7 protein-coding genes and 2 pseudogenes are annotated in these 6000 nt (G+C 69.3%); 8 read left to right on the forward strand and 1 reads right to left on the reverse strand.

Going from position 1 to position 6000, the window contains the following annotated elements; translation table 11 throughout:
- From IH13_RS0132940 to mutM, 5 genes and pseudogenes are all read left to right on the forward strand, one after another.
- Positions 1–207 (forward strand): annotated as a pseudogene (locus IH13_RS0132940) (cell division initiation protein); the annotation flags it as partial.
- 205 nt (positions 208–412) lie between these two features.
- Entirely contained in the window at positions 413–1018 is a 606-nt protein-coding gene (locus IH13_RS0132945) for a YceD family protein (RefSeq protein WP_031090259.1), read from the forward strand.
- Positions 1019–1020: 2 nt separating this feature from the next.
- Positions 1021–1194, forward strand: a complete 174-nt coding sequence (gene rpmF, locus IH13_RS0132950; protein ID WP_003965982.1) for a 50S ribosomal protein L32 — start codon at positions 1021–1023, stop codon at positions 1192–1194.
- Between the two features lie 19 nt (positions 1195–1213).
- Positions 1214–2038 (forward strand): ribonuclease III, encoded by an 825-nt coding sequence (rnc, locus tag IH13_RS0132955; protein WP_031090262.1) that lies wholly within the window; start codon positions 1214–1216, stop codon positions 2036–2038.
- Between the two features lie 77 nt (positions 2039–2115).
- Complete coding sequence (gene mutM, locus IH13_RS0132960) at positions 2116–2973, forward strand: bifunctional DNA-formamidopyrimidine glycosylase/DNA-(apurinic or apyrimidinic site) lyase (protein WP_031090264.1); 858 nt, start codon at positions 2116–2118, stop codon at positions 2971–2973.
- Between the two features lie 31 nt (positions 2974–3004).
- Here mutM and IH13_RS0132965 read toward each other — a convergent pair whose 3' ends face one another.
- Positions 3005–3985: a CAP domain-containing protein gene (locus tag IH13_RS0132965; RefSeq protein ID WP_031090266.1), complete on the reverse strand. Its 981-nt coding sequence runs from the start codon at positions 3983–3985 to the stop codon at positions 3005–3007.
- A gap of 155 nt (positions 3986–4140) precedes the next feature.
- Here IH13_RS0132965 and IH13_RS0132970 point away from each other — a divergent pair, with 155 nt between their 5' ends.
- The 3 genes and pseudogenes from IH13_RS0132970 to IH13_RS0132980 all read left to right on the forward strand — a co-directional run.
- Positions 4141–4422: an acylphosphatase gene (locus tag IH13_RS0132970; RefSeq protein ID WP_031090267.1), complete on the forward strand. Its 282-nt coding sequence runs from the start codon at positions 4141–4143 to the stop codon at positions 4420–4422.
- A 440-nt stretch (positions 4423–4862) separates the two neighbouring features.
- The gene (locus tag IH13_RS0132975; RefSeq protein ID WP_014048575.1) at positions 4863–5075 is read left to right on the forward strand and encodes a hypothetical protein; all 213 of its coding nucleotides are present in this window, start codon (positions 4863–4865) and stop codon (positions 5073–5075) included.
- 292 nt (positions 5076–5367) lie between these two features.
- Positions 5368–6000: pseudogene (locus IH13_RS0132980) on the forward strand (chromosome segregation SMC family protein); the annotation flags it as partial.

A 6000-nucleotide genomic window follows, 5' to 3' on the forward strand; every position in this document is an offset into this window, starting at 1 on the left:
CCGTACGCCTACCAGCAGCAGCCGGGCTACGACCCGAACCAGCAGCAGGCCTACGACCCGCACGGGCGGCAGCAGGACTACGGCTGGGCGCAGCAGCAGCCCCAGGCTCCCGGCGGGCAGGCCGAGGGGGCGCTGGACGAGACCAGCCTGTTCGACACGAGCATGATCGATCTGGACCAGCTGCGCCGGTACGAACAGGAGCGCTGATCCGGACGGCCGGACCGCCGGAAGGGCCGGATTGGGAGCTGGGCGGTACGTCCAGTAAACTGGCTCTTCGGTCGCGCCTATGTCCGCGATCCAGGCTGCCCGCTTCCTCCCGGGACGGGGCGGTCCTTCCGAAGCCGCACACGGCACATGATTTTCGAAAGCAGGAGAAGCCCTGAACGGTCACCTCGACCACCGCAACCCCCTCGTGTTCGACACGCGCGAGCTGGGCCGGCGTCCCGGTGCCATGAAGCGGCTGTCCCGCACGGTGGAGGCACCGAAGGACCTCGGTATCGACGGGGTCATCGGTGTACCGGAGAAGGCGCCCCTGGTGCTGGACCTCCGCCTCGAATCGGTCATGGAGGGGGTGCTCGTCACGGGCACCGCCCGTGCGACGGCCGAGGGGGAGTGCGTAAGGTGTCTGGAGCCGCTGACCCTGGAGGTCGAAGCGGACTTCCAGGAGATGTTCTCGTACCCTGACGCCGATGACCGGAACCGCGGCAGCGCGGACCCGGTCGACGACGCCGAGGACGACGAGGACAGGTACTTCCTCGAGGACGGCTTGTTCGACCTCGAGCCTGTGCTGCGTGACGCGGTGGTGCTCGCACTACCGTTGCAGCCGGTGTGCAAGGAGACCTGCGCCGGTCTGTGTTCCGAATGCGGGATCAGGCTGGACGAGAATCCCGGCCACCACCACGATGCCGTCGACATCCGTTGGGCGGCACTGCAAGGACTCGCCGAAACCGTTCAGGACGGCGAGAAGGACAACATGGGCGGCGCCGAACCGGGCGTCGACGAGAAGCAGGAGAAGTAGCCGTGGCTGTTCCGAAGCGGAAGATGTCGCGCAGCAACACGCGCCACCGCCGGTCGCAGTGGAAGGCTGCGGTCCCCACCCTGGTTTCGTGCGAGCGTTGCCAGGAGCCGAAGCTGCAGCACATCGCGTGCCCGAGCTGCGGCACCTACAACAAGCGCCAGGTCCTCGAGGTCTGAGCGGCTGGTGAGAGGCCCGATGTCTGAGTTGTCCAGCGCCAAGAAGCAGGCAGACAACATCAACACAGCCTCGTCCCACACGCTTCTGGAAGGGCGGCTCGGGTATCACCTCGAGTCCGCCCTTCTGGTGCGTGCGCTGACCCACCGTTCGTACGCGTACGAGAACGGCGGTCTGCCCACCAACGAGCGGCTGGAGTTCCTCGGGGACTCGGTGCTCGGCCTGGTGGTCACGGACACGCTGTACCGCACCCACCCCGATCTGCCCGAAGGCCAGCTGGCCAAGTTGCGGGCCGCGGTGGTCAACTCGCGTGCGCTTGCGGAGGTGGGCCGCGGGCTCGACCTCGGCTCCTTCATCCGGCTCGGCCGCGGTGAAGAGGGCACGGGGGGCCGGGACAAGGCTTCCATCCTCGCCGACACCCTCGAAGCGGTGATCGGCGCCGTCTATCTCGACCAGGGCCTGGACGCGGCCTCGGAGCTGGTGCACCGGCTCTTCGATCCGCTGATCGACAGGTCCTCGAACCTCGGAGCCGGCCTGGACTGGAAGACCAGTCTCCAGGAACTCACCGCGAGCGAGAGCCTCGGTGTACCCGAGTACCTCGTCACGGAGACCGGCCCGGACCACGAGAAGACCTTCACTGCTGCCGCTCGCGTCGGTGGTGTCTCGTACGGCACCGGCACCGGCCGTAGCAAGAAGGAAGCGGAGCAGCAGGCGGCCGAGTCCGCCTGGCGTGAGATCAGCGCCGCCGCCGAGGCGCGGGTGGCGGCGGAGAAGTCCGCCGCCGGTGCAGGGGCCGCCGACACCCCTGCGGCCGACCCGCACCCCACGGACGCCGCTCCCGCCTGACCCCTGTCGAGAGCCCCCCGGTGCCCTGGTGCGCCGGGGGGCTCTCGCTGTCCCGTCCGTTCTCCTAGGAGCGCGCCGTGCCCGAACTGCCCGAGGTCGAAGTCGTACGGAGAGGGCTGGAGCGCTGGGTCTCCGGACGCACCGTCGACACCGTGGACGTCCTGCACCCGCGCGCCGTACGCCGGCACCTCGCGGGCGGCCCCGATTTCGCGGCCCGGCTGACGGGCCTGCGCCTGGGTACGGCGATGCGGCGCGGCAAGTACCTGTGGATCCCGCTGGACGAGATCTCCGCCTCGCTGCTCGGTCACCTCGGCATGAGCGGCCAACTGCTCGTCCAGCCCTCGGACGCGCCGGACGAGAAGCACCTGCGTGTCCGGGTGCGGTTCGCCGACGACCTCGGCACCGAGCTGCGCTTCGTCGACCAGCGGACCTTCGGCGGCCTCTCGCTGCACGACAACACCCCCGAGGGGCTGCCCGACGTCATCGCGCACATCGCCCGGGACCCGCTGGACCCCGCCTTCGACGACGCCGCGTTCCACACGGCGCTGCGGCTGCGCCGTACGACGGTCAAGCGTGCCCTGCTCGACCAGTCCCTGATCAGCGGCGTCGGCAACATCTACGCCGACGAGGCGCTGTGGCGCAGCAGACTGCACTACGAGCGCCCGACCGCGGCCTTCACCCGGCCGAGGACGGCGGAACTGCTGGGCCATGTCCGGGACGTGATGAGCGAGGCCCTCGACCAGGGCGGCACCAGCTTCGACAGCCTGTACGTCAACGTGAACGGCGAGTCCGGGTACTTCGACCGGTCGCTGGACGCGTACGGGCGCGAGGACCAGCCGTGCCACCGCTGCGGGACGCCGATGCGCCGCCGTCCGTGGATGAACCGGTCCAGCTACTACTGCCCACGCTGCCAGCGCCCGCCGCGTCCGGCCTGACGGGCTGGGGTCCGACCGGCGGGGGGACTGCTCAGAAGCCGAAGTCCTGCGTCCACCACGGGCCGCCGGAACCGAAGTGCACGCCCACACCGAGGGTCGTGTAGTCGCAGTTGAGGATGTTCGCGCGGTGGCCGTCGCTGGCCATCCAGGCGTCCATCACGGCCTGGGCGTCGGCCTGGCCGCGGGCTATGTTCTCGCCGCCGAGCCCCGTCACGCCGGCCGCGTCGGCACGGTCCCACGGGGTCGCGCCGTCGGGGTCGGTGTGACCGAAGAAGCCGCGGGCAGCCATGTCCTCGCTGAAGCCCTGGGCGAGCGCGGTCAGGGACGCGCTCGCGGTGACCGGACTGCAGCCGGCCTTGGCGCGTTCCTGGTTGACGAGGGAGAGCACGGCGGCCTGGGCGGTGGTGTCGGCCGGGGCCGACGGGGAGGTGGCCGTGCGGCTCGGTGAGGCGGATGCCGTCCTCGGCGCGGCGGGGGCCTTCGTGGCGGGGTTCGTACGCGTCGGCTCGGTGGTCCTCGGCGCCGCGGGGGCCGCCGTCTTCCGCTCGGGCGTCTTCGAGGGTGCCTTTGTCGTCGGGCCCTTGGACGGCTTCGCGCTCTGCTCGGAAGCGGTGGCCGAGGGCTTGCCGTCGGTGCCGGCGGACGGCTTCGCGGACGCCGGCGACCGGTCGCCGGCCCGGCTTGCCCCGGTGGACGCCGACGCGCCGGTGCCGTCCGCGGGGGTTTCGGAGGACCCGCCCTGCGTCAGCAGATCGGGAGCCCCACCCGTGCGGTACGGGTCGGGTGTGGTGTCGCCGCTGACGCTGTAGGTGTCGCCTCCGGGCAGCAGACCCGACGCGACGCCGACCGCGCCGACCGCGACCGCCGCGGAGACACCGAGAAGGCCGGCGCGCAGGGGCATGCCGGACCGCTTCTTCCCACGGTTCCCACGGGCCCCCTGGTGCCCACCCGCCGCACCGGCCGCGTTCTGCTCAGCGGCGGGAACGGCGCCCGCGCGTCGATGGCGTCCCATGCGCTGTGCCTTCCTCGTGTTCCGGGCGTCACTGCGACGTCACCGTGTTCACTGCCTTACTCACCCGTTCGAGTGAGACGTGTGCGTCCGGACTGTACGCCATGGGTCATAGGGGCGAGGCGCCCCCGGAGTGATCGCCCGGTTAGCGTTCGGGCATGAGTGAAGATGCACGCCTTGTCGTCTGGGTACGCGGCCGAGTACAGCAAGTGGGATTCCGTTGGTTCACCAGGGAAAACGCTTTGGAGATCGGCGGTCTCACCGGCTTCGCCCTCAATCTCGACGACGGCCGGGTGCAGGTCGTGGCCGAAGGGCCGCGTGAGAATTGCCACCGTCTGCTCGAATGGCTCGCCTCCGACGACACGCCCGGACGCGTGGAAGGAGTCACTGAGATCTGGGACACGCCACGCGGCGGTTACGACGGATTCGCGATCCGCTGATCACGGTCCCGGGGAGAGGCCCGGAGCGCGTGCGCGCCGGGCGTGATCGGAAAGGTGAGCGGGGCGCCCCTGGGAGTCCGACACACGAAATGACCTGCGAAAGGACCGAGGAGCGACCCATGGTTGCCAAGAACCGGAAGTCGTGCCAGGCTGCGGCATTGACGAAGATCTCCACGCCCCTCGGGTCCCCGTAGGAGAGCCCCGTCCGGTGATCGCCGGGCGGCGTGCCCCCGGGACTCCTGCCACTGACGGGGTGTGATCGTGTTGACCGTCAAACTTTTTGGTGAGACGCTGAAAACCCCGCGCACCTTACCTGTTCGGCAGAGCTCTTTCGACAGCAGAACCGCAGTGATGACAGGGCGAAGCCGAGCACCGCGGGTGCGAATCCCTCACGACCCACACCGCATCGGTCGGTCACTCATTGTGGAGGACCATCCATCATGGCAAAGGCGCTTCTCGGTTACGTCGGCGGCTCCGATCCGCGACTCCTCGCCGAGATGCGACGGCTCCAGCAGCGCGTCCAGGACCTGGAATCCGAGCTCGTAAGGATCCAGAGTGAGAACGACGCGCTGAACGCCGCCGCTCAGCACCAGGAGTCGCTGCTCGACAGCATCGACATCGACGTTCCCCAGGCGGAGCCCGCGCTGACCTGAACCAGCTCTGCCCTGTCCCGGCAGGCCCGCCCGCCGGGACACCATGTCAGCCACGCACCTCACGCCGCACACGTCCACGTCACGGATCGCCGCCCTGAACACCCGCAGCACTCCGTGGACAGGCCCGCCCCCGATCCGTCACGCAGGCTTGCGTAACAATGACAAGGGACGCCTCGGCGTCCCTTTCTTTCTTTCCCCTGCCCGCGCGGCGGGCACTCGCTCTTTGCTTACCGTCTGATGTGCCCTGCGCCTTCACCGGTGAAACCGAGAGGGAAAGGTAGAGTCCGGCGGCGTGCACCTCAAGGCCCTGACCCTGCGTGGTTTCAAATCGTTCGCCTCCGCCACGACCCTGCGCTTCGAACCGGGGATCACGTGCGTCGTCGGACCGAACGGCTCCGGCAAATCCAATGTGGTGGACGCGCTTTCCTGGGTCATGGGCGAGCAGGGCGCCAAATCACTGCGCGGCGGCAAGATGGAAGACGTGATCTTCGCCGGTACGACGGGCAGACCACCGCTCGGCCGCGCGGAAGTGTCGCTGACCATCGACAATTCCGACGGCGCGCTGCCCATCGAGTACGCCGAAGTGACGATCACACGGATCATGTTCCGCAACGGCGGCAGTGAGTACCAGATCAATGGAGACACCTGCCGGCTCCTGGACATCCAGGAACTCCTCTCCGACTCCGGCATCGGCCGGGAAATGCACGTCATCGTCGGGCAGGGCCGGCTCGACTCCGTCCTGCACGCCGATCCGACGGGCCGCCGCGCCTTCATCGAGGAGGCGGCCGGGGTGCTCAAACACCGCAAGCGCAAGGAGAAGGCGCTGCGGAAGCTGGAGGCGATGGGCGCCAACCTCGCCCGCGTGCAGGACCTGACCGACGAACTGAGACGCCAGCTCAAGCCCCTGGGACGGCAGGCGGCGGGG

This window comes from Streptomyces sp. NRRL WC-3549 (genome assembly GCF_000721935.1).
Classification (GTDB): domain Bacteria; phylum Actinomycetota; class Actinomycetes; order Streptomycetales; family Streptomycetaceae; genus Streptomyces.

Bases quoted from the DNA above. Each gene is read 5' to 3' on its own strand.
- IH13_RS0132970 (WP_031090267.1), top strand. From the start codon at position 4,141: ATGAGTGAAGATGCACGCCTTGTCGTCTGGGTACGCGGCCGAGTACAG.
- rnc (WP_031090262.1), top strand. From the start codon at position 1,214: ATGTCTGAGTTGTCCAGCGCCAAGAAGCAGGCAGACAACATCAACACA.
- IH13_RS0132975 (WP_014048575.1), top strand. From the start codon at position 4,863: ATGGCAAAGGCGCTTCTCGGTTACGTCGGCGGCTCCGATCCGCGACTC.
- IH13_RS0132965 (WP_031090266.1), bottom strand. From the start codon at position 3,985: ATGGGACGCCATCGACGCGCGGGCGCCGTTCCCGCCGCTGAGCAGAAC.